Source organism: Rhodococcus sp. PSBB066, from assembly GCF_017068255.1.
Lineage (GTDB): Bacteria > Actinomycetota > Actinomycetes > Mycobacteriales > Mycobacteriaceae > Rhodococcus > Rhodococcus aetherivorans.
On the sequence record NZ_CP070859.1, the window covers coordinates 3,153,166 to 3,177,307 of the forward strand.

At 71.9% G+C, this 24,142-nt stretch carries 26 protein-coding genes and 1 pseudogene; 12 read left to right on the plus strand and 15 right to left on the minus strand.

Annotated features, from left to right (window positions below):
- Positions 1-12: 12 nt before the first annotated feature.
- Positions 13-462 carry an Lrp/AsnC family transcriptional regulator gene (locus JYA75_RS14360; RefSeq protein WP_006939604.1) on the plus strand — a complete coding sequence of 150 codons (450 nt, stop codon included), beginning with the start codon at positions 13-15 and terminating at the stop codon, positions 460-462.
- Between the two features lie 66 nt (positions 463-528).
- On the plus strand, positions 529-1,872 hold the full coding sequence (lat, locus tag JYA75_RS14365; protein ID WP_203330125.1) for an L-lysine 6-transaminase: 1,344 nt from the start codon (positions 529-531) through the stop codon (positions 1,870-1,872).
- A gap of 39 nt (positions 1,873-1,911) precedes the next feature.
- Here lat and JYA75_RS14370 read toward each other — a convergent pair whose 3' ends face one another.
- Positions 1,912-3,741 carry an ATP-binding protein gene (locus JYA75_RS14370; RefSeq protein WP_239010586.1) on the minus strand — a complete coding sequence of 610 codons (1,830 nt, stop codon included), beginning with the start codon at positions 3,739-3,741 and terminating at the stop codon, positions 1,912-1,914.
- Between the two features lie 541 nt (positions 3,742-4,282).
- On the opposite strand from JYA75_RS14370, the gene JYA75_RS14375 reads away from it, so the two are divergent.
- Positions 4,283-5,068, plus strand: coding sequence for a tyrosine-protein phosphatase (locus JYA75_RS14375; protein WP_185712848.1), 786 nt, complete (start codon positions 4,283-4,285; stop codon positions 5,066-5,068).
- Positions 5,069-5,102: 34 nt separating this feature from the next.
- Here JYA75_RS14375 and JYA75_RS14380 read toward each other — a convergent pair whose 3' ends face one another.
- From JYA75_RS14380 to JYA75_RS14415, 8 genes and pseudogenes are all read right to left on the minus strand, one after another.
- Complete coding sequence (locus JYA75_RS14380; protein WP_185712847.1) at positions 5,103-5,444, minus strand: VanZ family protein; 342 nt, start codon at positions 5,442-5,444, stop codon at positions 5,103-5,105.
- On the minus strand, positions 5,441-5,701 hold the full coding sequence (locus JYA75_RS14385) for a hypothetical protein (RefSeq protein ID WP_006939587.1): 261 nt from the start codon (positions 5,699-5,701) through the stop codon (positions 5,441-5,443). The genes JYA75_RS14380 and JYA75_RS14385 overlap by 4 nt, the downstream gene beginning before the upstream one ends.
- On the minus strand, positions 5,702-6,082 hold the full coding sequence (locus tag JYA75_RS14390) for a DUF1707 domain-containing protein (RefSeq protein ID WP_006939585.1): 381 nt from the start codon (positions 6,080-6,082) through the stop codon (positions 5,702-5,704). It lies immediately after the preceding gene.
- A 455-nt stretch (positions 6,083-6,537) separates the two neighbouring features.
- Positions 6,538-6,714, minus strand: a pseudogene (locus tag JYA75_RS28820) (DUF1707 domain-containing protein); the annotation flags it as partial.
- Positions 6,715-6,797: 83 nt separating this feature from the next.
- Positions 6,798-8,594: an acetyl/propionyl/methylcrotonyl-CoA carboxylase subunit alpha gene (locus tag JYA75_RS14400; RefSeq protein ID WP_006939582.1), complete on the minus strand. Its 1,797-nt coding sequence runs from the start codon at positions 8,592-8,594 to the stop codon at positions 6,798-6,800.
- Between the two features lie 120 nt (positions 8,595-8,714).
- A complete protein-coding gene (locus JYA75_RS14405; protein ID WP_065922391.1) occupies positions 8,715-10,157 on the minus strand; it encodes a condensation domain-containing protein in 1,443 nt (480 codons plus the stop codon).
- A gap of 6 nt (positions 10,158-10,163) precedes the next feature.
- Positions 10,164-10,577 (minus strand): SufE family protein, encoded by a 414-nt coding sequence (locus JYA75_RS14410; protein WP_006939577.1) that lies wholly within the window; start codon positions 10,575-10,577, stop codon positions 10,164-10,166.
- A complete protein-coding gene (locus JYA75_RS14415) occupies positions 10,574-11,467 on the minus strand; it encodes a sulfurtransferase (RefSeq protein ID WP_044476114.1) in 894 nt (297 codons plus the stop codon). Before JYA75_RS14415 ends, JYA75_RS14410 begins: the two co-directional genes overlap by 4 nt.
- Before the next feature lie 93 nt (positions 11,468-11,560).
- On the opposite strand from JYA75_RS14415, the gene JYA75_RS14420 reads away from it, so the two are divergent.
- Positions 11,561-11,962 (plus strand): group III truncated hemoglobin, encoded by a 402-nt coding sequence (locus JYA75_RS14420; RefSeq protein ID WP_029544655.1) that lies wholly within the window; start codon positions 11,561-11,563, stop codon positions 11,960-11,962.
- On the opposite strand, the gene JYA75_RS14425 is transcribed toward JYA75_RS14420, so the two are convergent.
- The 5 genes from JYA75_RS14425 to JYA75_RS14445 form a co-directional block, all read right to left on the minus strand.
- A complete protein-coding gene (locus tag JYA75_RS14425) occupies positions 11,928-12,290 on the minus strand; it encodes a cupin domain-containing protein (RefSeq protein WP_006939570.1) in 363 nt (120 codons plus the stop codon). The genes JYA75_RS14420 and JYA75_RS14425 overlap by 35 nt on opposite strands.
- A gap of 9 nt (positions 12,291-12,299) precedes the next feature.
- Positions 12,300-13,097 carry a class I SAM-dependent methyltransferase gene (locus tag JYA75_RS14430; RefSeq protein ID WP_203330126.1) on the minus strand — a complete coding sequence of 266 codons (798 nt, stop codon included), beginning with the start codon at positions 13,095-13,097 and terminating at the stop codon, positions 12,300-12,302.
- 25 nt (positions 13,098-13,122) lie between these two features.
- The gene (locus JYA75_RS14435; protein WP_203330127.1) at positions 13,123-13,779 is read right to left on the minus strand and encodes a Maf family protein; all 657 of its coding nucleotides are present in this window, start codon (positions 13,777-13,779) and stop codon (positions 13,123-13,125) included.
- A 2-nt stretch (positions 13,780-13,781) separates the two neighbouring features.
- Positions 13,782-14,090: an acyl-CoA carboxylase subunit epsilon gene (locus JYA75_RS14440; protein WP_006939567.1), complete on the minus strand. Its 309-nt coding sequence runs from the start codon at positions 14,088-14,090 to the stop codon at positions 13,782-13,784.
- A gap of 152 nt (positions 14,091-14,242) precedes the next feature.
- Positions 14,243-15,883: an acyl-CoA carboxylase subunit beta gene (locus tag JYA75_RS14445; protein ID WP_006939566.1), complete on the minus strand. Its 1,641-nt coding sequence runs from the start codon at positions 15,881-15,883 to the stop codon at positions 14,243-14,245.
- Positions 15,884-16,000: 117 nt separating this feature from the next.
- Between JYA75_RS14445 and JYA75_RS14450 the strand changes: the two genes are divergently transcribed.
- Genes JYA75_RS14450 through JYA75_RS14465 form a run of 4 tightly spaced genes read left to right on the plus strand, consistent with a single transcriptional unit; the run spans position 16,001 to position 19,495 of the window.
- Positions 16,001-16,867 (plus strand): biotin--[acetyl-CoA-carboxylase] ligase, encoded by an 867-nt coding sequence (locus JYA75_RS14450; RefSeq protein ID WP_029544649.1) that lies wholly within the window; start codon positions 16,001-16,003, stop codon positions 16,865-16,867.
- 45 nt (positions 16,868-16,912) lie between these two features.
- Positions 16,913-17,458, plus strand: a complete 546-nt coding sequence (locus tag JYA75_RS14455; RefSeq protein ID WP_006939564.1) for a PH domain-containing protein — start codon at positions 16,913-16,915, stop codon at positions 17,456-17,458.
- Positions 17,459-17,496: 38 nt separating this feature from the next.
- Positions 17,497-18,180 carry a response regulator transcription factor gene (locus tag JYA75_RS14460; RefSeq protein WP_006939563.1) on the plus strand — a complete coding sequence of 228 codons (684 nt, stop codon included), beginning with the start codon at positions 17,497-17,499 and terminating at the stop codon, positions 18,178-18,180.
- A gap of 10 nt (positions 18,181-18,190) precedes the next feature.
- Positions 18,191-19,495, plus strand: a complete 1,305-nt coding sequence (locus JYA75_RS14465) for a HAMP domain-containing sensor histidine kinase (protein ID WP_006939562.1) — start codon at positions 18,191-18,193, stop codon at positions 19,493-19,495.
- A gap of 112 nt (positions 19,496-19,607) precedes the next feature.
- Here the strand turns inward: JYA75_RS14465 and JYA75_RS14470 are convergent, their stop codons facing one another.
- A complete protein-coding gene (locus JYA75_RS14470; RefSeq protein WP_029544643.1) occupies positions 19,608-20,156 on the minus strand; it encodes a GtrA family protein in 549 nt (182 codons plus the stop codon).
- A 228-nt stretch (positions 20,157-20,384) separates the two neighbouring features.
- On the opposite strand from JYA75_RS14470, the gene JYA75_RS14475 reads away from it, so the two are divergent.
- Genes JYA75_RS14475 through JYA75_RS14490 form a run of 4 tightly spaced genes read left to right on the plus strand, consistent with a single transcriptional unit; the run spans position 20,385 to position 24,011 of the window.
- Positions 20,385-21,587, plus strand: a complete 1,203-nt coding sequence (locus tag JYA75_RS14475) for a 5-(carboxyamino)imidazole ribonucleotide synthase (protein ID WP_202917709.1) — start codon at positions 20,385-20,387, stop codon at positions 21,585-21,587.
- Positions 21,580-22,083 (plus strand): 5-(carboxyamino)imidazole ribonucleotide mutase, encoded by a 504-nt coding sequence (gene purE, locus JYA75_RS14480; protein WP_006939559.1) that lies wholly within the window; start codon positions 21,580-21,582, stop codon positions 22,081-22,083. Before JYA75_RS14475 ends, purE begins: the two co-directional genes overlap by 8 nt.
- 10 nt (positions 22,084-22,093) lie before the next feature.
- Complete coding sequence (locus JYA75_RS14485; protein ID WP_065922395.1) at positions 22,094-23,275, plus strand: sensor histidine kinase; 1,182 nt, start codon at positions 22,094-22,096, stop codon at positions 23,273-23,275.
- A 13-nt stretch (positions 23,276-23,288) separates the two neighbouring features.
- Positions 23,289-24,011, plus strand: coding sequence for a response regulator transcription factor (locus tag JYA75_RS14490; RefSeq protein WP_029544636.1), 723 nt, complete (start codon positions 23,289-23,291; stop codon positions 24,009-24,011).
- The last annotated feature ends 131 nt before the right edge of the window (positions 24,012-24,142 follow it).

Below are 24,142 nucleotides of genomic sequence, written 5' to 3' on the forward strand. Positions count from 1 at the left end.
TAGCCTGCGCTGATGGCGGAAAACTCGAAGGAGTCCCTGGACGAGATCGACCGGCTGCTCATGCGCGAACTGGTGGTGGACGGCCGGGCGACGCTGGCCACTCTCGCCGAGAAGGCCGGATTGTCGATCTCCGCGGTGCAGTCCCGGGTTCGCCGCCTCGAAGCCCGGCAGGTGATCCGCGGATACGCGGCGAAGGTCGATCCCGAAGCGCTCGGGTTGATGCTGTCGGCGTTCGTCGCGATCACCCCTCTCGACCCGTCCCAACCCGATGACGCGCCGGCGCGGTTGCGGCACATCGACGCCATCGAATCCTGCCACTCCGTGGCGGGGGACGAGAGCTACATCCTGCTCGTGCGCGTCGCCTCGCCTCGGGCGCTCGAACAACTGCTCCAGGAGATCCGCGCGACGGCGAATGTGGCCACCCGCAGCACCGTCATCCTCCAAACATTTTACGAACGATAGTCGAAGGAAGGGGTGATCTTCCTTTATCGCGCCGATCTTGGCGGAACTTTGACGTACTCTCTGGGCATGAGCACTGCATTCCGACACCCGGACGGTGCCCGCGAGCTGCCCCCGAGCCGGGTACACGCCGTTCTGCGCGAACATCTGCTGGTGGACGGGTTCGACCTCGTCCTCGACCTCGACCGATCGCGGGGCGTGCGGCTCGTCGATCAACGGGACGGCACGACCTACCTCGACATGTTCGGGTTCTTCGCATCCTCCGCGCTCGGGATGAACCCGCCCGACATCGTCGACGACCCGGCGTTCGCCGCCGAACTCGCCACGGCCGCCGCGAACAAGCCCAGCAACTCCGACATCTACACGGTGGCGATGGCCCGGTTCGTCGACACCTTCGCGCGGGTGCTCGGCGACCCGGCCCTGCCGCACCTGTTCTTCGTCGACGGCGGCGGGCTCGCGGTGGAGAACGCACTCAAGGCGGCCTTCGACTGGAAGAGCCGGCTCAACGAGGCGCGCGGACTCGGCTCCGACCTCGGGGGCAGCGTTCTCCACCTGACCGAGGCGTTCCACGGTCGCACCGGCTACACGATGTCCCTCACCAACACGGACCCGATCAAGACGGCCCGGTACCCCAAGTTCCGCTGGCCGCGCATCGACGCGCCCTACCTCGCCGACGACCGCGACATCGAGGCCGCGGAGGCGCATGCGCTGCAGCAGGCGCGCCGGGCGTTCGCCGAGAATCCGCACGACATCGCGTGTTTCATCGCCGAACCCATCCAGGGCGAGGGCGGCGACCATCACTTCCGGCCGCAGTTCTTCCAGGCCATGGCGGAACTGTGCCGCCGGCACGATGCGCTGCTGATCTTCGACGAGGTGCAGACCGGCGTCGGGCTGACGGGAACCACCTGGGCGTACCAGCAGTTCGGCGTCGCACCCGACATCGTCGCCTTCGGCAAGAAGACCCAGGTCTGCGGCATCATGGCCGGCGGCCGGATCGACGAGATCCCCGACAACGTCTTCATGGTCTCGTCGCGGCTCAACTCCACCTGGGGTGGCAGCCTGACCGACATGGTCCGCGCCCGGCGCATTCTGGAGGTGATCGAGCGGGACCGGCTCGTCGACCGGGCGCGCATGACCGGGGCGCATCTGCTGTCCGGGCTGAACCAGCTCGCCGGCCGCCACCGGCTGGTCGGCGAGCCGCGCGGACGCGGCCTGATGTGCGCGTTCACCCTGCCCACGCCCACCGTCCGCGACGCCGTGCTCACCCGCCTGCGGGTCGACGAGCACGTGCTGATGATCGGAACCGGGCAGCGCGGCATCCGGTTCCGGCCGCCGCTGACGGTCACCACCGCCGAGTTGGACGAGGCGCTCGACGCGCTGGACCGCGTGCTGGGAGAGGTGGCACGGCACTGATCCGCCGGGCCGGGAACCGTCCGGCAGAGTCGGACCCGGTCAGGACTCGACGTCGAGGTGGAACGGGAGCGTGATGTCGACGGTCGTGCCGCGGCCCTCGGGACTGTCGAGCACGAGGTCGCCGCCGAGAGCCTCGGTCCGATCCCGCAGCCCGTCCAGCCCCCCGCCGGGCGTCGGCCGCGCGCCACCGCATCCGTCGTCACGGATCGTCATGCGCAGCGCATCACCCGCCCGGTGCAGGCAGATGCGGACGGCGGTGGCCCCGGAGTGCTTTCCGGCATTGGTGACGGCCTCCGCCCCGATGAGGTACGCGGCGAGCTCGACGGGAGGCGAGGGCCGGCCGGGGAGGCCGTCGTCGATGCCGACGGGCACGGGTGCCCGCTCGGCCAGCGAGCGCAGCGCAGCCGCGAGCCCGCGCTCGGTGAGCACCGCCGGGTAGACACCCCGGGCGAGCTCCCGCAGTTCCGTCAGGGCGGTGTCGAGTTCGGCGGCACCGTCCGCGAGCAGCCGGCGCAGATCGGCCTCCTCCCCGGCGCGCTGGGCGCGGCGCAACAACAGCGACGCGGCGACGAGCCGTTGCTGCGCACCGTCGTGCAGGTCGCGCTCGAGGCGTCGCCGCTGGATGTCGCCGGCCGCGACGATCCGTTCGCGGGAGCGCCGTACCTCGTCGAGCCGGAGCTGCAGGTCCGCCTGCAACCGTTCGTGCTCGAGAGCCAGCGCGGTGGCGCTGTGGACCGCGGCGAGCAGCTCGGGTTGGGTCTCGAGGGACGGGTCGTACACCAAGGCCCCCACGGGAGTGCCGCCGCGTTCGAGGATGGTCGCCGCGAGAGAATCGGAACGGCGGGGAAGAGCGTGGACCGACCCGTCCGGATCGACGTAGGCCGCGCGCTCCGGCGCATAGGTCCACAGCACCAGGCTCGGGTCGTGCACGGCCCGCCGCAGCGCGTCGACGAATCCGACACCGATGGGGGCGGAACCGATCTCCACCATCGCGTCGCTGACCGCAGCACGCGCCAGCCGGTACCGGACGAGACCGACCGCCACCGCCAGCGGAAACAGCGCCGTGGTCGGGTAGCGCAGGTTGAGCACCCACGGCGGGGGCGACCAGGGAAGGCTCACCGCACTCGACAGCACCACGATCGTGATCACCGCCGAGAGGCCGTACGCGACGCCGAGCGGCGCGAAGCCGGCCCGGTACGCCGGTGAGCCCGAACGCCAGCGAACGATCACCACCAGCACGAGCGTGCCCACGATCAGGAACGCGCAGAACCCGACGACGAGCTGCACCGCCTGTGCCAGGGACGGATCATCCCGGAGCAGAAGAAGATTCGTCGACGTCGACGGTGATGCCGCGGGTGCGGTCCGCGGATCGAAGAACAGCCACTCGGCCACGATGCCGATCGTGGCGAGAAGCCACGCGGCGCCCACGAACAGACGCTGCCACCGTCGGTGCAGCCGGCCGGTCGGGAACCCGATCAGGGCCTGCAGCAGGACGGGCAGATACAGGTTCGTCGCCGCCACGCCGACGGTGAAGGCCACGGGCTCGCCGGAACGTCGCAGGCCGCCGAGGAACCACAACAGGCCGGCCATGAGGATGAGGGGCCCGCTCAGGTCGTGCGGGCGGTTGTTCCATGCGATCGCTCCGGAGACGACGAATGCGACTCCGGTGCCGAGGAACAGCGCGAGTTCGGTGGGCCCGAACACCGGCAGGAACGGCCCCTCGGCGGCGGCGAAGGATTCCCGCGGCCCGAGGAGCAGCGTGCGGGCCGGATCCCGCAGCGCCGCCGGCGACCAGTCCACCGCCGCGGCGATCGCCGCGACCAGCACCGCGGTGACCACGACGAGCAGCTGGATGACTCGGTGCCGCACGGCCGGCCTCCTCCCGGACCGTCTCGGTCTCCTCCCGGACCGTCTCAGTCTCCTCCCGCGCCGTCGCCGGCACCACCGTGCTGGCACGGACCGCGTGCGGGTGTCACCACGGTCCCGCATTCCGGTGTCACCACGGATGCAGCGACGGGGGCCGAACCGCACAGTTGTGGTGGGTCCGGAACCCGCCGGGCCGCACGGAAGCGGTAGCGGTAGCGAGAGCGCCGCAAGAACCGAAGGAGAAGGTCATGCGGTTCACCATCATCGTGAATGCCCTCACGAACCTGCTGCCGCTCGTGTTGCCCGACGACGCGAGCATCAAGGACGTGATCCGCGCCCTCACGCGGTAGTGGGTGGGTCCTGTGACACTCGGCTGCCGGCGAATCCGGCACTCGCGTCGATCGCCCGGATCTCCGCGTGCGCCCGGCGCCGCTCCGGCGGATCGGACCGGGTGCACCGATCCGGACGGGTGAACCGACCCGGTTAGGGTGGGCGCATGTCGGACTCCGCCGGTCGTCCCGGTACCCCCACCTCCCGAGGGCCGATGCCCGGTCCCGAAGCGACCTCGATACCGAACCTGCGCGATGTCGGTGGATACGCCACGCGCGACGGTGCGTCGGTGCGCCGGGGCATCGTCTTCCGGTCCACCGACCTGAGCCGGGTGACCGACGCCGATGCGCGGGTGCTGTCCGGGCTCGGCCTGGCGACTGTCGTGGACCTGCGGACCGAACCGGAGCGGCAGGCGGCGCCGGACCGGCTCCCGGAGGGTGTGCGTACCCTCGCCCTCGACGTGCTCGCCGACCGCGAGCACGGTTCGATCGCCGCGCACATGAAGGAGCTTCTGACCGACGCCGCGTTCGCCCGCGAGGTCCTCGGGGACGGGCGCGGCGCCGAATACCTGCGGGGCAGTTACCGTGACTTCGTCCTGCTGCCGAGCGCCCGCGCCGCATACCGGACGTTGTTGCAGACCCTGCTGACCGGCGACGCCGACCCGGTGCTCGTGCACTGCACCACCGGCAAGGACCGCACGGGGTGGGCGTCGGCCGTCCTGCTGCTCGCGCTGGGCGTGGACGAGGACACCGTCTTCGAGGACTACCTGCTCACCAACGAGCGGCTGCTGCCGGTGTTCGCCCCGGTCCTCGAAGCGCTCACGGCGAAGGGGGTGCCCCGCGGGGACCTCGAATCCGTCCTCGGTGTCCGCGCCGAGTACCTCGCGACGGCGCTCGCGGCGGCGGAGGAGGCGTTCGGGTCGTTCGACCGCTACCTGAGCGACGCCCTGGGGCTCACGGACTCCGGTTGGGCGCTGCTACGGCAACGACTCCTGGAATGAGGGCCGGGGGAGCGGACGGCGCAGGCGCCGGGCCCTACGGTTCCGAGCGACTCCGTCGGCGTACGGCCGCGAACACCGTGACACCGATCGCCACGCCGAGCAGATCCGCGCACCAGTCCCACACCGACCCCGACCGCCGGACCGCGACGGTCGCCTGCAGGACCTCCGTGACCACCCCGTACACCGCGAGCCACGCGACGGTCGCGGCGGGCGGGATCCGGGCGAAGCGGGATGCGTACGCGAGCACCGCGAACATCAGTGCGTGCGTGATCTTGTCGGCGTGCGGGAACGCCGACGGAGTCGTATCGCCCGGCAGCATGAGCAGCACGGTGACGACCACGAGCGTGAGCGCCACCGGAACGAACCGGGCGGTCATGTAGATTCGGTGACCGCCATGTTCCAGGCGCTCTCGGCGAACCGGCGCACGGCGGCCAACGCGGCGGCCAGCGCATCCTCGCAACCGGGTTCGGCCGACCCGGTCAGCGTCCCGTCGGGCCGGAGTTCCACGGTGGCTTCGACATCGGCGGTCGTCGCCTCCCGCACCGACCAGTGGTAGCCCGTGCCGGCGGCCCACTCGTCGGGGCGTTCGGCGAGCAGGTACCAGTTGCCGGCGTTGATCTCGACGGGGTCCACTCAGCAGCCGCCCTTCGTGCCCTTGGTCGCGGAGTACAGGATGCCTGCGGCCGGGATCAGCAGGAACCACAACCAGTTGTCGAAGACGAAGAACAGCAGGAGGGCGACGAGGGGGATCAGCCCCATGGCGGCGGTGCGCCACCTCTCCCGCTGCTCGGCCTTCGCGGTGTCGTCCACCGGCGCAGGCGTGTTCGGGGTCGCCGGGGGAAGGTCGGTGAACAGGGCGTCGAGTTCGGCGCGGGTGGTGGCGGCGGCCGCCTTCGCGCTGCGCTCGTCGAACTCGACGAGGGTGAGCCTGCCCGCACCGAAGTGCTCACCGAGCAGGTTCAGTGCCTGTTCGCGTTCGACGGTGCCGATGCGGACCTCGGGGGAGTCGGCCATGGGTCCACACTAATGGGTCGTCAGCGACCGGTCCCGCCGGTCCCGGTCCGGAATGCCCGGGAGATGATCAGGATCAGCGCGACGGCGGAGATCAGCAGCGCGATGGGGTGCCGCAGCACCAGCGCCGGCGCGACGGCGAACATGCTCATCGTCAGCAGCCACACCAGGTCCGGGACGTCGCGCGTCGCGGATGGCTGTGGGTCCCGGGAGTGCGGGTCCCGGGCGGCGGGGGCGGGGAGCGGCGGAACGTCGCGGAGAAAGGCCGGCTCGGCCGTGCGCGGTCGTCCGCTGCGGGCGCGGGCGGCAAGGACGGCGACGGTGGCGGCGACCGTCGCGCCCGTCATGATCCACACGTTCGGTTCCAGGAGTTGGTAGAACGCGACCAGTCCGAGGACCACCACCGGGACCAGAAGCCACCACCCGCGCCGGTGCCCGTCGGCCCGGCCGGTCACGGTGGGCAGGTCGGTGAACAGGACCGCGAGATCGCGGCGGGTGACGGCGGCGGCGATGCGGCCGCTGCGGTCCTCGAACTCGGTGAGGGTGAGGCGACCGGCACCGAAGTGCTCGCCGAGCAGGCGCTGGGCCTGTTCGCGCTCGGCCGTGCCGATACGGACCTCCGGTGAATCGGCCATATCACCACCCTAGTCCCGGAACGAACGACGGCGCGCCCCGTGAATCCGAGGATTCGCGGGGCGCGCCGTCGCAGGCGGAACTGCTACTTGAGCTCGGCGAGCACCGTGCCCTGGGTGATGGCGGCGCCGGGCTCGACCGACAGGCCGGTGACGACGCCGGCCTTGTGCGCGTTGACCGGGTTCTCCATCTTCATGGCCTCGAGCACCACGATCAGGTCACCCTCGGCGACCTCCTGACCCTCGGAGACCGCGACCTTGACGACGGTGCCCTGCATCGGCGCGGTCACCGCGTCACCGGAGGCCTTGCCGCCGTGGGCGCCGCCCCGCTTGCGCGGCTTCGGCTTCTTGCGGAGCGCCCCACCGGCGGCACCGCCGCCGGCGCCGAGGGTGAACTGGCCGGGCAGCGACACCTCGACGCGGCGGCCGCCGACCTCGACGACGACGTTCTGCCGCGGCAGCGCCTCGTCCTCGTCCTCGGGGGCGACCCCACCGCCGGTGTACGGCTCGACGGTGTTCTCCCACTCGGTCTCGATCCACTTGGTGTAGACGTCGAACTTCTCGCCGTCCCCGACGAAGGCGGGGTGCTCGACGATGTGCCGGTGGAACGGGATCACGGTGGCCAGGCCGTCGACCTCGAACTCGGCGAGGGCGCGGCGAGCACGCTCGAGGGCCTGGGTGCGGGTCTCGCCCGTGACGATCAGCTTGGCGAGCATCGAGTCGAACTGGCCGCCGATGACGTCGCCCTGCACCACACCGGAGTCGACGCGCACGCCCGGGCCCGAGGGCTCGCGGTACACGCTGATCGGACCGGGGGCCGGCAGGAAGCCGCGGCCGGCGTCCTCACCGTTGATGCGGAACTCGAACGCATGCCCGCGCGGGGCCGGGTCCTCGGTGAGCTCGAGCTTCTCGCCGTTGGCGATGCGGAACTGCTGGCGCACCAGGTCGATGCCGGCGGTCTCCTCGGTGACCGGGTGCTCGACCTGCAGGCGGGTGTTGACCTCGAGGAAGGACACCGTGTCGCCCTGGACCAAGTACTCGACCGTGCCGGCGCCGTAGTAGCCGGCCTCGCGGCAGATGGCCTTGGCGGACTCGTGGATGCGGCGGCGCTGCTCGTCGGTCAGGAACGGCGCGGGGGCCTCCTCGACGAGCTTCTGGAAGCGGCGCTGCAGCGAGCAGTCGCGGGTGCCGGCGACGATGACGTTGCCGTGCTGGTCGGCGATGACCTGCGCCTCCACGTGGCGCGCCTTGTCGAGGTACTGCTCGACGAAGCACTCGCCCCGGCCGAAGGCGGCGATGGCCTCGCGGGTCGCGGACTCGAACAGCTCGGGGATCTCCTCGATGGTGTGCGCGACCTTCATGCCGCGGCCGCCACCACCGAAGGCCGCCTTGATCGCGACCGGCACGCCGTACTGCTTCGCGAACTCGACGACCTCGTCGGCGTTCTTGACGGGATCCTTGGTGCCGGCGGCCATGGGTGCCTTGGCGCGCTCGGCGATGTGCCGCGCGGTGACCTTGTCGCCGAGGTCGCGGATGGCCTGCGGGGAGGGGCCGATCCAGATCAGACCGGCGTCGATCACGGCCTGCGCGAAGTCGGCGTTCTCGGACAGGAAGCCGTAGCCGGGGTGGATCGCGTCGGCACCGGACTTGCGGGCGGCGTCGAGGATCTTGTCGAACACCAGGTAGGACTCGGCGGAGGTCTGGCCACCGAGCGCGAATGCCTCGTCGGCGAGCTTCACGAACTGGGCGTCGGCGTCGGGTTCTGCGTAGACGGCCACGCTCCCGTAACCGGCATCCTTGGCGGCTCGGATGACCCGCACAGCGATCTCGCCGCGGTTGGCGACGAGCACCTTCGTGATGTGCGCGCTGGCATGACTGGGCACGGAGCCTCCTGTTGATCGATCGTTAGGTTATTGCCGTCTCTGGGAGTGTAGGCGCCAATCCGATAGACGATGTAACCGGATAGCCCCTACACCCTACGGGTCGCCCGGAACCCGGCAACATTACCGGCCGGTAGCGGAAGCGCCCTCGTTCCCGTGTTCCGGCGTGTCCCACTCGCGGCCCTCGCTCGCCTCGTGCATCAATTCCCGGACCCGCTCGACGAACGACGGCACGTTGGCCGCGGCGGTCGGCGTGTCGGGAAACCGGCCCGCCAGGTTCACTCCCTTCGGGCTGCGGTTGAACCACAGGAACACGTCGTGCGTGTAGCTGCGGCTGCGCAGCGTCCGGGCGTTCCACTGCGGCCACTGCGCGGCCATGGGGACGAAGCGAACGTCCATGTAGGACACCAGGAATCGCGGTCGCATGGGTACCTCGAGCAGTTCGCCGACCAGGTCGAACGGCACCCGGGCGCTCGCCCGCGTGCGGCGCAGCTCGGCGCCGGCGCGCGCCGTGAGCGTCGCGAAGTCCGTGGCCCCGGCCGCATCGATGTCGACCGGGCGCAGCCCCACGAACCAGCCGAGGGCCCCGGCCCACATCGGACCGCTGCGGGTGTGGGACGGCGCGATCGTCCGGAACCGGTCGACCCCGGCGAGCTCGACCGTGGCGCGGGCGAGGCACGCGAGCGTGCCGGCGAAGAAGCCGTGCCCGGCCTCCCGGCAGCGGGCGGCGAAGCGGTTGGCCCGGTCGTCGTCGAGCATCCGCGTCGACAGACGGCGCTGCGGCACCGCACCGGCCGGCCGGGGGCCGAGGGGCAACGGGAACTCGGGCATCGCGCCGCCGCCGGCGGTCAGGGCCTCCCGCCAGATCCGCACGGCCTCGTGCTCGCCGGCCAGATCGGCGGCGTCCGCCCGCTCCGCGGCACCGAAGTCGATGTAGCTGCCCACGGGGAACAGTCCGGCCGGCCGGCCGGACCGCTCCTGCTCGTACAGGGCCGTGATCTCGTGGGCGACCAGCACGACCGAGTAGGCGTCGGCGACGGCGTGGTCGGCGGCGAAGAACACCGTGAACGACGCCGCGGACGCGTCCCCGTCCTCGGGCTCGAGGGTGGCGAAGACATACGCCGGCCACGTGTGCGGCTCGGTGCAGTCGGCCAGCAGTTGCTCGAGGTGCTCGCGGATGTCGTCCGGGGCGGACGGCAGGTGCCGGACGAATCGGACCGACACCGCGCCCGGCGGCGCGGTCCGCCGGGTCACGCCGCCGGAGCCGACGGCGCCGTCACCGCTCAGGACGACCTGGCTGCGCAGCGGTTCGTGCCGGTCGATCCACCGCTCCAGGGCGCGCCGGAACGGCTCCTCCTCGAGGCGTCCCGCGACCTCGAAGGCGGTGCCCAGCCACGCGTCCGGGACGTCGCCGTACCGGCTGCCCGCGGTGCGCCGCAGATGTGCCTCGTGCACGTACGACACCGGTCGCGGATCGGTGCTCCAGGCATCCGCTGCGACGCACGGCAGCCATTCGGTCAGTACACCCGCCGGGATGGGGTAGTCCTCGAGTTCGGTGAACTCCATGGCATCTCAGGAACGCAGATGCCGCTTGATGCGCGCCAGCATCGCGCTCATTCCCCGCAGGCGCAGCGGGCTGACCGCGTCGGCCAGCCCGAGGGCCGAGTAGAAGTCGTCGGGCACCTCGAGGATCTGCTCGGCGCTGAGACCGTCGAGCCCCTGATGCAGGATCGATGCGAATCCGCGGGTGGTCGGGGCCTCGGGGGGCGCGCTGAAGTGCAGCCGCACGTGCTCCCGGTCGGCCGTATCGACCGACAGGAACAGCGGCGACTGACATTCGGGGACCGGCTCCATCGCCGCTTCCTCGAGCTCGGCCGGAATCGGCGGGAGTTCCCGGCTGAACTCGAGCAGCAGCTGCAGCTTGTCCTGGCCCTCGACGGCGGCGAAATCGTCGACGATCTCGGCGAGGGGAGCGGGCAGGGTCACCGGGCCGGCACCTCTCCGGGCTCCTCGCCCTTGACGATCGGCACCCGCACCGCGTTGCCCCACTCGGTCCACGACCCGTCGTAGTTGCGCACGTGCTGGTAGCCGAGCAGGTAGGTCAGCACGAACCAGGTGTGGCTGGACCGTTCCCCGATGCGGCAGTAGGCGATGACGTCGGAGTCCGGCGCGATGTCGGCGTAGATCTCCTCGAGCTCGGGGCGCGACCGGAACCGGCCGTCCGGCGCCGCCGCGCGGGCCCACGGGATGGACACGGCCGTGGGGATGTGGCCGCCGCGCAGGGCGCCCTCCTCGGGGTAGTCCGGCATGTGGGTGCGCTCGCCGGTGTACTCCTGCGGGGAACGCACGTCCACGAGCGGGCCCTTGCCGAGATGGTCCAGCACGTCGTCCTTGAACGCCCGGATCGCGGCGTCGTCCCGCTCGATCACCGGGTAGCCGGTGGTGGTGCTCACCGGGATGTCGAGGGTGGTGTCGCGGTTCTCGGCGATCCAGGCGTCGCGGCCGCCGTCGAGCAGGCGCACGTCCTCGTGGCCGAACAGGGTGAACACCCACATCGCGTACGCGGCCCACCAGTTGGACTTGTCGCCGTAGACGACGACCGTGTCGGTGCGGCGGATGCCCTTGCGGTCCATGAGGGCGGCGAACCGCGTGCCGTCGATGTAGTCGCGGGTGACCGGGTCGTTGAGGTCGAGATGCCAGTCGATCTTCACGGCGCCGGGGATGTGGCCGACGTCGTAGAGCAACACGTCCTCGTCCGATTCGACGACCTTCACCTCGGGCGCACCCAGATGGGCGGACAGCCACTCCGTCGACACCAGGCGGGTCGGATCGGCGTAGGCGGCGAAGGACGGGTTGGCGTCGGGCGCGACGGGCACAGGTGGCTCCTGAGGCAGTGGTGACAGTTCGGTGATCGGCAATCCGGTGACGACGAGGTGCGCCGTCGATTCTAGGCGGTACCGTCGGGACACGTGCTGCGCTCCCCGTCCGCCCCGACCGACCTCGCGACGCGCGCCGACATCGATCGGCTGCTGCGCCGGTTCTACGACCGGGCGCTGACGGATCCGGACCTCGAGGCGGCGTTCGCGACGCTGGCCGTCGTGGGTCTCGACGAGCACCTGCCGGTCGTCGGGGACTTCTGGGAGCAGGTCCTGTTCGGCACCGGCCGTTATCGGGGCCGGCTGGTTCCGGTGCACACGGCCCTGCACCGGCAGCACGGTCTCGGCGCGGCGCGCTTCGACCGCTGGGTGCGGTTGTGGACGGACAGCGTCGACGCGCTGTTCGCCGGCGCGAACGCGGACCGGGCCAAGGCGAAGGCGGCCGCGATCGCGGCGGCGCTCAGCGCGCAGCTGGATCGAGCATCGTCAGCATGAGCCGGGACGGCTCGACGGCCCGCACCGCGTGCGGCAGGCGGGTGGTCATGTGCACCACCCCGCCGGGCTCGAGATCCACGGTGCGCCCGTCGGCGGTGACCTGCAGGTGGCCCGTGAGGGCCTGCAGCAGCACCGGGAACGCGGCCGTGTGCTCGCGCAGTTCCTGCCCGGCGTCGAACGCGAAGATCACCACGCGGGCGCCCTCGGCCACGAGGACGCGCTGTGGGCGCGGCCGGTCGGGGTAGGGCTCGACGGCGTCGCGGACGTCGGCGAGATACGACAGGGCGGGGGTCGCGGGTTCGGGCTGCGGCGCGGCGGCGGGGCTCACGACCGCAGGCTACCGCGGCTTCGTCGCGACGATCGCCACGGCCGCGATCGACCTGCGGTACGTCGTGAACGTCGCGCGCATGCCCAGCACCCGCGTGCGGGCGTCGCCGTCGCGCAGCACGTTGCGCACGAAGCGCAGGGTGCCGAGGACGCCCTCGTCGGCGACGAACCGGGCGGGCTGCAGCAGCGCCATCGGGGCGAGCCGCACGACGTCGACGCTCAGGCCCGCCTCGGTGAGCAGGGTTCGCCACTCGGCGACGGTGAGCGGCCGGGCATTGACCTTGATGGAACGGGCCAGGCCCTGCCGGATCTCCGTCTTCACCGCATCGTCGAGCTCGTCGGGGACGAGGGCGAGTTCGTGGATCGCGTACCGGCCGCCCGGGCGCAGCGTCCGCACGGCCTCGGCGACGATGCGCGCCTTGGCCGCGTCGGTCTGCATGGTGAGCATGGCCTCCCCGACGACGACGTCGGCGCCGGCGTCGGGGAGGCCGGTGGCAGCGGCGTCCGCGACGACGCAGCGGCCGTGGTCGCCGATCGCGGCGCGGGTCAGCTCGGCCGCGGCCTCGTCGTGTTCCACGCCGGTGTACGACAGCGGCGCCAGGTCCAGGATCTCCCGCGCGGTGCGGCCGAGGCCGGGCGCGAGTTCGACGACGTCGCTGCCCTCGATGTCCGCATCGACGAGCAGGCGGGTGGTCATCCCCGCGCCTCCGGGGCGCAGCACGCGCTTGCCGAGCCGGGCGAGCAGCCAGTGGCCGGGCAGGTGTGCGGAGTCGCGCTCGGACATGGGCAGGGCACGGGAATCGCTCATGCCCCGATGCTAAGGCAAGGCAAGCCTAAACTGAAGGGCTTTCGGCCGTGTTCGCGGCCCACAGCCGCGCCACCGACACCCCCACGTCGGCCAGGAGCCGACGCACCAGCGGCAGGCCGATCCCGATCACCGAGGAGGGATCGCCCTCGATGCGCTCCACGAACCAGCCGCCGAGGCTGTCGAGCGTGAACGCCCCCGCCACCTGCAGCGGCTCGCCGCTGGCCAGGTACGCCTCGAGGTCGTCCTCGGTGGGGCGGCCGAAGTGGACGGTGGTGCTGCTGTGGTCGGCGGCCTGGGCGACGACCTCGCCGTCGCGCAGGCGCAGGACGCTGTGCCCGGTGAGCAGGTCGGCGCTGCGTCCCGCCATCGCCCGCCAGCGCTCGCGCGCCACCTCGACCGTCCCCGGTTTGCCCTGCAACTGCCCGTCGACGAGCAGCATCGAGTCGCAGCCCACGACGAGGGTGTCGTCGCCGAGGCTGTCCCGGACCAGGCCGGGCACCACGTCCGCCGCCTTCGCGCGGGCCAGTTCGGTGACCACCACCGCGGGCGGTGCCCCGGGACCGAGTGCGGCGGCGAGCGCATCTTCGTCCACCGCGGACACCCGCACGATGGGCGCGACGCCGGCCGACCGCAGCACGGACAACCGGGCCGGGGACGCCGACGCGAGCACCAGCCTCGCCATGATCAGCCCAGGTTCGGGTACGAGTACGGCGAGAACGGCGCCGTCCGGCGGTGCATCCGGGTGGGGTCGCCCCACGTCTCGCGTGGGCGGTCGTCCGCTGCCGGGGCGGCGGACCCGGAGGCCGCGGCGAGCACCGCCACCAGCGCGGCGATCTCGACGTCCGAGGGCCGGCCCTTGACGATCCGGATCGCCGCGGCCGCCTCGGGAGCGGCGGTCTCGGCCGCCGGCGCCGCCGCCGGGGCCTCCTCGGCCGCCGCGACCTCGGTCACCTCGGTGTCGATGATGGTCTTCTCCTCAGCTACCGCAGTCACAACACACCTCCCGGGAGGCTACCGGAGCCGGTGGGCAGGACGCGGGAGCGGGATCGCTGCGCGTTCGAAGTCATGTCGTCCCTCTCGTGGGGTCGTGGCCCGGCCGGCTCGGAAGGACCGAGCCGGCCGGGATGGTCTCGGCCGTGCGGCCGTCAGAGGGGGATGTTCCCGTGCTTCTTCGGCGGAAGCGTGACCATCTTGCGCTCGAGCAGCCGCAGGGCCGCCACGATCTGCCCGCGGGTGTGCGACGGCGGGATGACCGCGTCGACGTAGCCCCGCTCGGCGGCGACGTACGGGTTCACCAGGGTGTCCTCGTACTCGTTCTGCAGCTCGAGGCGCAGCGCGTCGACGTCCTCGCCGTTCTTGGCCGCCTCGAGCAGGCGCTTGCGGTAGACGAAGCCGACGGCACCGGAGGCGCCCATGACGGCGATCTGCGCGGTCGGCCAGGCCAGGTTGACGTCCGCGCCCATGTGCTTCGAGCCCATCACGTCGTACGCGCCGCCGTAGGCCTTGCGGGTGATGACGGTGATCTTGCCGACAGTGGCCTCGCCGTACGCGTACAGCAGCTTGGCGCCGCGGCGGATGATGCCGTTGTACTCCTGCTCGGTGCCCGGCAGGAAGCCCGGCACGTCGACGAGCGTGACGATCGGGACGTTGAACGCGTCACAGGTGCGCACGAAGCGCGCGGCCTTCTCCGACGCGTCGATGTCCAGGCAGCCGGCGAACTGGGTCGGCTGGTTGGCGACGATGCCGACGGACCGGCCGTCGACGCGGCCGAAGCCGACGATGATGTTCTGGGCGCGCTCGGCCTGGACCTCGAGGAACTCGTCGTCGTCGAGCAGGCGACGGATCACCTCGTGCATGTCGTACGGCTGGTTCGCCGAGTCGGGAATCAGCGTGTCGAGCTCGATGTCCTCCTCGGTCAGCGACTCCTCGATCGACCCGAGGATCGGGTCGGTCGGCTCGGTGCGCGGCGCGGCGGCCTGGTTGTTGCTCGGCAGGTAGGACAGCAGGTCCTTGACGTAGTCCAGGGCGTCCTGCTCGCCGTCGGCGACGTAGTGCGCGACACCGGACTTGACCATGTGGGTGTGCGCGCCGCCGAGGTCCTCCATGGTGACGTCCTCACCGGTGACGGTCTTGATGACGTCGGGACCGGTGACGAACATCTGGCTGGTCTGGTCGACCATCACCACGAAGTCGGTCAGGGCGGGGGAGTAGACGTGTCCACCGGCGGCCGGGCCCATGATCAGCGAGATCTGCGGGATCACCCCGGAGGCCTGCACGTTGCGGTGGAAGATCTCGCCGTAGAGGCCGAGCGAGACGACACCCTCCTGGATGCGCGCGCCCGCCCCCTCGTTGATGCCGATCAGCGGGCGGCCGGTCTTGAGCGCCAGGTCCATGACCTTGACGATCTTCTCGCCGTAGACCTCGCCGAGGCTGCCGCCGAAGACGGTCGCGTCCTGCGAGAACACGCACACGTCGCGGCCGTCGATGGTGCCGTAGCCGGTCACGACGCCGTCGCCGACCGGGCGGTTCTCGGCCAGGCCGAAGTTGGTGCTGCGGTGCCGGGCGAGCTGGTCGAGCTCGACGAACGAGCCCTCGTCGAGCAGCGCTTCGATGCGCTCGCGGGCGGTCAACTTGCCCTTCGCGTGCACCTTCTCGACGGCGGCCTCACCGCTCGGGGCCTGAGCCTGAGCCTGGCGATTGCGCAGGTCCGCCAGCTTGCCGGCAGTCGTGTGGATATCGGGCGTACTCGCCGCCTCGGGCGCGGACGGCTCCTGGACAGTGGTCATGGCCCATGAGCTTAGCGAGCGTCAGTCAGCGATCGCGCACCGAGGCCCCGCTTGTGTTGAATCATTGAACTGAAGCTACCGGCGAGTACGTTTCGCTGCCCATCCTAGGCTGTGCGGATGCCCACCGAACCCGAACCGCAGCGCCCGCCCGTCGACCCCGCGCCCGTGCGGCGCGAGCTGGATGCCGCCCGGCTGCGCGCCGCGCTCGTGCGTGGCGCCGACCCCGACGCGTTCTACCGGCGCCTCGACGTCGTCACCGAGACCGCCTCGACCAACGCCGACCTGCTCGCGGCCGCTCGCGAACCCGGAGCCGACCGCCGCGTCCTGCTCGCCGAGTTCCAGCACGGCGGCCGGGGCCGGCACTCGCGTGGATGGGCCGGTGTTCCCCGCGCCCAGGTGATCGTCTCGGTGCTGCTGCGCATGCCCGGCATCGACCTCGCCGACCTGGGCTGGCTGCCGCTGCTGGCCGGCATCGCCACCGTCGACGCGATCCGCTCGGTCACCGGAGTGGACGCCGAACTGAAGTGGCCCAACGACGTGCTCGTCGAGGGTCGCAAGGTGGCCGGCATCCTCGCCGAGGTCGCCGGTACCCACCCCGAGCCCGTCGTGGTGGTGGGCATCGGCCTCAACGTCTCGCTCACCGAGGACGAGCTGCCGGTTCCCACCGCGACGTCGCTCGCGCTCGCCGGGGCGACCGAACTCGATCGCACCGCACTCGCCGAGGCCCTGCTGCGCGAACTCGGCCGCCGGTGGGAGCAGTGGTACGTCGCGGGCTGGGACGTCGCCGGGCTGGCCGCTGCCTACCGCGACCGGTGCGGCACGCTCGGCCGCCGGGTGCGGGCGGTCCTGCCGGGCGACACGGAACTGCACGGCGTCGCGGTCGACATCGACGAGCAGGGCCGCATCGTCATCACCCCGGACGACGGTGGCGAGCCGATCGCGGTGTCGGCCGGGGACATCACCCACCTGCGCCCAGTGCCCTGACCCGGCACGGGCGCCCGGCGCTGCGGCTGTGCCATCGTGTCCGGCATGGGATACCCGGAGGACGCCCTCGCCCCCGAGGAACGGCTGCTGCTGCACCGGCACCCGCACTGGAAGATGCTCATCGTGCCGGCGGCGATCTTCCTGGTCGCCACCGCGCTCGCGGGATTCCTGCTCGGCCTGAGCCAGGCCCGGCTCGACGGCTCCACCGCGAGCACGCTGACGATCGTGCTCGCGGTGCTGTGGGCGGCGATCGTCGCGTGGCAGTGCCTGGCGCCGCTCGTGAGCTGGCTGTCGACCCACTTCATCGTCACCGACCGGCGGGTGCTCGTCCGGCAGGGCGTGCTCACCCACTCCGGCATCGACATCCCGATGGGCCGCATCAGCAACGTGCAGTTCCGGCACGGCCTGCTGGACCGGATCCTGCGCACCGGCACCCTCGTCATCGTCTCCGCGGCCGACGATCCGCTCGAGTTCGACGACATCCCCGACGTGCAGCGCGTGCATGCCCTGCTGTACCAGCAGGCGTTCCACGCCGACCCGGCGCGGGACCGGGAACCCCGACCCGACGGGCCGAGTCGCAAAGCCTGGTAACGCGCCGGACGGCCGGTGCCGATCCGTACGCTGGATCCGTGACCGCAGTCCTGCTCGCCGAAGACGACGAAGCCATCGCCGCGCCCCTGTCCCGGGCGCTGGGCCGGGAGGGATACGACGTCACCGTCGAACAGACCGGTCCCGCCGCGCTCGAACGGGCCCTGTCCGGTGACTACGAACTGCTCATCCTCGACCTCGGGCTGCCTGGCATCGACGGCCTCGAGGTGTGCCGGCAGATCCGGGCCCACCGCTCCGACCTCGCCGTCCTGATGCTCACCGCCCGTACCGACGAGGTCGACTTCGTCGTCGGCCTCGATGCCGGCGCCGACGACTACGTCGGCAAGCCCTTCCGGCTCGCCGAACTCATGGCCCGGGTCCGGGCGCTGCTGCGCCGCCGTGGCGGCGGCGAGCCCGAGGACATCGTCGAGGTCGCGGGGATCCGGCTCGAGCGGGCGGCCCGGCGCGTGCTCGTCGACGGCTCCGAGGTCACCCTCGCCAACAAGGAGTACGAACTGTTGCGGGTGCTGCTCGAGCACGCCGGCCAGGTGGTCTCGCGGGACGTGATCCTGCAGGAGGTGTGGGGCGACGCCGACCTGCGCGGGTCCAAGACTCTCGACATGCATATGTCCTGGCTGCGCCGCAAGATCGGTGACGAGGGCCCGGCCGGGGAGCGGCGCATCGCCACCGTCCGCGGCGTCGGCTTCCGCCTGAACACCGACTGACGGGACCGGAGTGCGCCGCCGAATCCTGTTCGCGGTCCTCGCGGGCTCGCTGCTCGTGGCCCTGCTGCTCGGAGTCCCGCTCGCCTACACCGCCTGGCTGTTCGTCGAGGACACCGCGCGCAGGGACCTGCAGGACCGGCTCGACCGCATGTCCGCGGAGATCATCGCCCAGGAGGGCGCCGACGGCCTGGTCGTCGGCGGCCTCGACACCAGTTCGCTGCGGCTCGTCGTTCCCGACGGCGGCCGCCTCCTCGTCGTCTACCCGACCCCCGAGGACGCCGCGGCCCGCCTCGACATCGGCGCCGCCGCAGTCCCGAACCCCCTGGTCGAGTCCCTGTCGATGGGAACGTCGGGATCCCTGCGGCTCGAGGCGCCGTCCGAGGACATGCGCCTGCTGCAGCGGCAGGTCCTGGTCGGGGTGACGCTGCTGGTGCTGTTGTCCATGGCCGTCGGCGCCGTCGTCGCCGTCGTCACCGCGCGGCGGCTGGCCGACCCTCTGCGCGACGTCGCGGCACGGGCCCGCCGGCTGGCCGAGGGCGACTTCCGGCCCGATCCACGCCGGCACGGCATCCCGGAACTCGACCGCGTCTCGGACGTCCTCGACGCCGCGACCGTGGAGATCGCCGGGCGCCTGCAGCGGGAGCACGCCCTCGTCGGCGACGTCTCGCACCAGCTGCGGTCCCGGCTGACCGCGGTGCGGCTGCGCCTCGACGAGCTGTCCACCCACGCCGACCCGGCCGTCGTCGAGGAGGCGGAGGAGGCGATGCGCCAGGTGGACCGGCTCACCACCGCCATCGACGAGCTGGTCCGCGCGTCCCGTAACAGCGGCTCCGAGCTGCGCACCGAGGTGTCCGTCGTGGGGGAGCTGGCGGGGGTGATCGCGGACTGGCGGGGGCCCTACAAGGAGGCGGGCCGGGAACTGCTGCTGAGCGGGGATCCGTCGCTGCGCAGCCGCGTGACCGGATCCCGGCTGCGCGAGGCCGTCGCGGTGCTGGTCGACAACGCCCTCATGCACGGCGGTGGAACGTGCACGGTGTCCGTGCGGCGGGTATCGACCCACGGCGGCGGATCGACCGTGTGCGTGGAGGTGACCGACGAGGGTGACGGCGTCAGCGACGAGCTGGCCCCGCACATCTTCGACCGCGGCTTCTCGGGTACCGGCTCGACCGGGGTGGGCCTCGCGCTCGCCCGTGCCCTGACCGAGGCCGACGGCGGGCGCCTCGAACTGCAACGCCGGCGGCCCGCCCTGTTCGCCCTGTTCCTCGGCTCGACCCGCGACGAGTCCGCCCCCGCGGGGATCCGGGAACCACGCTGACCCGCGGCGGCGGGGACCGGATTCGGCTGACCCGCGGCGGCGGGGACCGGATTCGGCTGACCCGCGGCGGCGGGGACCGGATTCGGCTGACCCGCGGCGGCGGGGACCGGACTCAGGAGTGTCCCAGGCCTTCCTCGGCGAGTTCCTCGTGCTCGGGAACGTCGTCTTCGCCGGGGTTCATCTCCTCCGGGAACACGAAACGGCGGAAGCACCAGAACCGGAAGATCATCTGCAGCAGATTGCCGATGAGATAGGCGCTGACGAAGTCGGCGATGTTCTCCATGGTGAGGCTGACGTTCGGCACCCGCAGGTCGAACACGTAGCTCGAGATCCACAACGGGATGAAGCTGAGGACCACGCCGATGCCGCTGACGGCGAAGAACAGCAGCGCCTCGTGGTGCCGCTCCCGGCCGCCCCGGTTCTTGAACGACCATTCCCGGTTGAGGACGTACGAGCAGATCACCGCGATCACCCCGGCGATGACCTTGGCGGTCACCGGCTTCTCCTCGAGCACCGTGAGCTTGAGGGTGTAGAAGATGACCGAGTCGACGACGAAGGTGGTGCCGCCGACGATTGCGAACTTGATCAACTCGTGGTGCCGCAGCAACAGGCCCCGCAGAGGCTCGGGGACTCGGTTCACGGCAGCATCGACGAAAGACACCCGGACGAGTCTACGAAACCGGGATCCGAACACACGAACCCGCGGGCGGTTTATCAGCTTTACCACAGGAACGACGGGGTGTCGCGCGGGAGCGCGGCGCCGCGCCCGCCGCCCGCTGTGACACCATGGTGAGCCGTGACCGCTACACCCCCGGACTCGGCCGCCGCGACTCCCGCCTCCGCGGCCGGCGACGCCCCTTCGCACCCTCCCCGCACGCTGCCCACCGGTATGCCGGTCGTCGCGATGGTCGGCGGCGGCCAGCTCGCCCGGATGACCCACCAGGCCGCGATCGCGCTCGGCCAGACCCTGCGGGTGCTGGCCGCGAGCCCGGACGATCCGGCCGCGCGGGTCAGCCCCGACGTGGTGCTCGGCAGCCACACCGATCTCGACGCGTTGCGCAGTGCCGCGACCGGCGTCCACGCCTTGACCTTCGACCACGAGCACGTGCCCACCGAGCATCTCGAGGTGCTCCAGCGTGAGGGCGTCAGCGTGCAGCCGCCGCCGCAGGCCCTGATCTACGCGCAGGACAAGCTCGCGATGCGCCGGCGCCTCGCGGAGCTCGGTGCCCCGGTGCCGCCGTTCACCGAGCTCACCTCGGTCGACGACCTCACCGCGTTCGGCGACGAGCACGGGTGGCCCGTCGTGATCAAGTCGGCGCGCGGCGGCTACGACGGTCGCGGTGTGTGGATCACCGACGACGTGGACGAGGCGCAGCGGATCGTCGCCGAGCAGCTCGCGGCCGGGGTGCCGCTCATCGCCGAGGAGAAGGTCTCGTGGCGGCGGGAGCTGTCCGCGATGGTCGCGCGCTCGCCGTTCGGGCAGGGCGCGAGCTGGCCCGTGGTCGAGACCGTGCAGTTGAACGGGCAGTGCGCCGTCGTCATCGCGCCCGCCCCGAACCTGCGGGCCGACATCGAGGCCGGCGCCGAGCAGCTGGCCCTGCGCATCGCCGCCGAGCTCGGTGTGGTCGGAGTCATGGCGGTCGAACTGTTCGAGACCGAGACCGGCGAGCTGATCGTCAACGAGCTCGCGATGCGGCCGCACAACTCCGGGCACTGGGGCATGGACGGCGCCCGCACCGGGCAGTTCGAGCAGCACCTGCGCGCGGTGCTGGACTACCCGCTCGGCGACACGTCACCGATCGCCCCGGTGACGGTGATGGCGAACGTCCTAGGCGCCCCCGAGGCGCCCGCGATGAGCATGGACGAGCGGCTGCACCACCTGTTCGCCCGGATGCCCGACGTGCGTGTGCACCTCTACGGCAAGGGCGAGCGCAAGGACCGCAAGATCGGGCACGTCAACGTGCTCGGGGACGCGTCCGGGTCGATCGACGACCCGCAGTACGTGGCGGCGGTGCGCGAACGCGCGGAACGCGCGGCGCACTGGCTCTCGCACGGAGTGTGGACCGACGGATGGGATTCTCACGGTGACTGACGGAGCACAGGTCGGCCTGATCATGGGCAGCGACTCGGACTGGCCGACGATGGAGGCCGCCGCCGAGGCGCTCGTCGAGTTCGGCATCCGCTTCGAGGTGGGGGTCGTCTCGGCCCACCGCACCCCGCAGCGCATGCTCGACTACGCCCGCGACGCCGCCGGACGCGGCATCAAGGTGATCATCGCCGGCGCCGGTGGTGCCGCCCACCTTCCGGGCATGGTCGCCTCCGCGACCCCGCTCCCGGTGATCGGCGTGCCCGTCCCCCTGAAGTACCTCGACGGCATGGACTCGCTGCTGTCGATCGTGCAGATGCCTGCCGGGGTGCCTGTCGCGACCGTCTCCATCGGCGGCGCCCGCAACGCCGGCCTGCTCGCCGCCCGTATCCTCGGCGCGGCCGACCCCGCGCTGCGGGGCCGGATGGAGCAGTTCCAGGCGGGCCTCGAGCAGATGGTGCTCGAGAAGGACGACGCGTTGCGGCGGAAGCTGCTGGGCTGACGGCCGCGCCGTGCCCGCCCCCACTCGCCTCGAGCGGTGGTACCGGTGGAGCGGCACCCACACCGGCACCATCGACGCGGTCCTGGCCGCTCTGCTGACCGCCTTCGGGTTGCTCGTCGTCGCCACCTCCGAGCCCGGCTGGTGGGACGCGGTCCTCGTGCTCGTCCTGAGCGTGCCGCTGGCGTGGCGGCGCACCCGGGTGGTGCCGGCCACGGCCGTGGTCGCCGCCGCCGCGTTCGTGCACCTGGCGACCGTGCCGACGGTCAGCCCCGTCGCCCCGGTGGCCGTCCCGGCGGCGGTCTACGCCCTCGCCGCCTACGGCCCGCGGTGGGCGAGCACCCTCGGCCTCGCCGCGGCGGTCGCCGGCGGTGCCCTCGCGGGCATCCGCTACCTCGGGAACATCGAAGACCGCTCCGCCCTCGGCATGGCCGTGTCCGCGGTGTTCGTGGTCGTATTCCTCGCCGGGGCATGGGCGTTCGGGCGTATCCGGAATCTGCGCCTGGAGGAGATGGCGAACCTCAGCGAGCGCAACCGCCTTCTCGAACTCGAACGGGAGAAGGAGACCGAGCTCGCCGCGCTCGGCGAGCGCACCCGCATAGCCCGGGAGATGCACGACATCGTCGCGCATTCGCTGACCGTCGTGATCGCCCAGGCCGACGGTGGCCGGTACGCCGCCCCGCAGCACCCCGAGGAGGCCGTGTCCGCGCTGACGGCCATCGCCGACACCGGCCGGCGCGCGTTGAGCGACATGCGCTCGCTGCTGGCGGTGCTGCGCGAGGACGGACCCCGCGAGTTCCGCGTCGCACCCGGGCCGGACGACCTCGACGAGCTGATCGCCGATCTGCGGGGCGGCGGGCTCGACGTCGAGTTCACGGTCACCGGTCCGCGGCGCGACCTGCCCGCGGGCACGGGCCTGACCGTGTACCGCATCGTGCAGGAGGCGCTGACCAACGTGCTGCGGCACGCCGGCCCCCGCGCCCACGCCCGTGTCCGCCTCGCATGGCTGCCCGAACGCGTGGAGGTGGAGATCGTCGACAACGGTCGCGGCGCGGCGGCCCTCGTCGAGCCCCGCCCGGGCGGGCAGGGACTGATCGGCATGGCGGAACGCGCCCGGCTGCACGGCGGCGCCGTGTCCGCCGGTCCGGCGCCGGGCGGCGGCTACCGTGTCCATGCGCTGCTTCCGTACCACTGAGAGGAGAGAGACCGTGCCGGACTCGGGCCCGGAGCCGAGACCCGTCCGGGTCGGTCTCGTCGACGATCAGCACCTCGTGCGGGCCGGCTTCCGGATGGTGCTCGACTCGCAACCGGACCTGACGGTGGTCGCCGAGGCGGCGGACGGGCACGCCGCCCTCGACGCGCTCGCACGGGCCGAGACGGACGTGGTGCTGATGGACGTGCAGATGCCCGGCCTGGACGGGATCGAGACCACCCGCCGGCTGCTCACCCGCCCGCACGCGCCGAAGGTGGTGATGCTCACCACCTTCGACACCGAGGAGTACGTCGTCTCCGCGCTCGGCGCGGGCGCGAGCGGGTTCCTGCTCAAGGACGCGCCGCCGGAGGATCTGCTCGCCGCGGTCCGCACGGTGCACCGCGGCGACGCGGTGATCGCGCCCCGCGCCACCCGCCGTCTGCTGCGGCACGTCGGTCCGCTGCTCGGGGGCGACGGCGCGCCCGATCGTCGTCCGGCCGTGCGGGTTCCGCCGGAGTTGACCCCGCGTGAGCTCGAGGTGCTCGTCGCGATGGCGCACGGCCTCACCAACGCCGAACTCGCCGAACGCTTCGTGCTGTCGGAAGCCACCGTGAAAACGCATGTGGGGAGGGTTCTTTCGAAGACAGCGTCGCGGGACCGCGTGCAGGCGGTGCTGTTCGCGTTCCGTGCGGGACTGGTCCGGCCGGAGGATCTGCTCGGCGCGGCGGACGGACCGTGAACCTGCGGGCGCACGGCTGCGCGGCTCCGGCCGTCCGCCCGTCGTGGTCGCGGCCGGTCATACCACGGTAGGACCCGCGGCGGCCGGAAGATCCGCCCGCGCTCCGATGTGCCGGTGCGGCGCGGTTCCTA

What these genes read in the sequence shown, in the direction of transcription:
- JYA75_RS14360 (WP_006939604.1), top strand. Translation starts at nt 13, where the DNA reads ATGGCGGAAAACTCGAAGGAGTCCCTGGACGAGATCGACCGGCTGCTC.
- lat (WP_203330125.1), top strand. Translation starts at nt 529, where the DNA reads ATGAGCACTGCATTCCGACACCCGGACGGTGCCCGCGAGCTGCCCCCG.
- JYA75_RS14375 (WP_185712848.1), top strand. Translation starts at nt 4,283, where the DNA reads ATGCCCGGTCCCGAAGCGACCTCGATACCGAACCTGCGCGATGTCGGT.
- JYA75_RS14380 (WP_185712847.1), bottom strand. Translation starts at nt 5,444, where the DNA reads ATGACCGCCCGGTTCGTTCCGGTGGCGCTCACGCTCGTGGTCGTCACC.
- JYA75_RS14390 (WP_006939585.1), bottom strand. Translation starts at nt 6,082, where the DNA reads ATGGCCGACTCCCCCGAGGTCCGCATCGGCACCGTCGAACGCGAACAG.
- JYA75_RS14405 (WP_065922391.1), bottom strand. Translation starts at nt 10,157, where the DNA reads ATGGAGTTCACCGAACTCGAGGACTACCCCATCCCGGCGGGTGTACTG.
- JYA75_RS14430 (WP_203330126.1), bottom strand. Translation starts at nt 13,097, where the DNA reads ATGAGCGATTCCCGTGCCCTGCCCATGTCCGAGCGCGACTCCGCACAC.
- JYA75_RS14435 (WP_203330127.1), bottom strand. Translation starts at nt 13,779, where the DNA reads ATGGCGAGGCTGGTGCTCGCGTCGGCGTCCCCGGCCCGGTTGTCCGTG.
- JYA75_RS14445 (WP_006939566.1), bottom strand. Translation starts at nt 15,883, where the DNA reads ATGACCACTGTCCAGGAGCCGTCCGCGCCCGAGGCGGCGAGTACGCCC.
- JYA75_RS14450 (WP_029544649.1), top strand. Translation starts at nt 16,001, where the DNA reads ATGCCCACCGAACCCGAACCGCAGCGCCCGCCCGTCGACCCCGCGCCC.
- JYA75_RS14455 (WP_006939564.1), top strand. Translation starts at nt 16,913, where the DNA reads ATGGGATACCCGGAGGACGCCCTCGCCCCCGAGGAACGGCTGCTGCTG.
- JYA75_RS14475 (WP_202917709.1), top strand. Translation starts at nt 20,385, where the DNA reads ATGCCGGTCGTCGCGATGGTCGGCGGCGGCCAGCTCGCCCGGATGACC.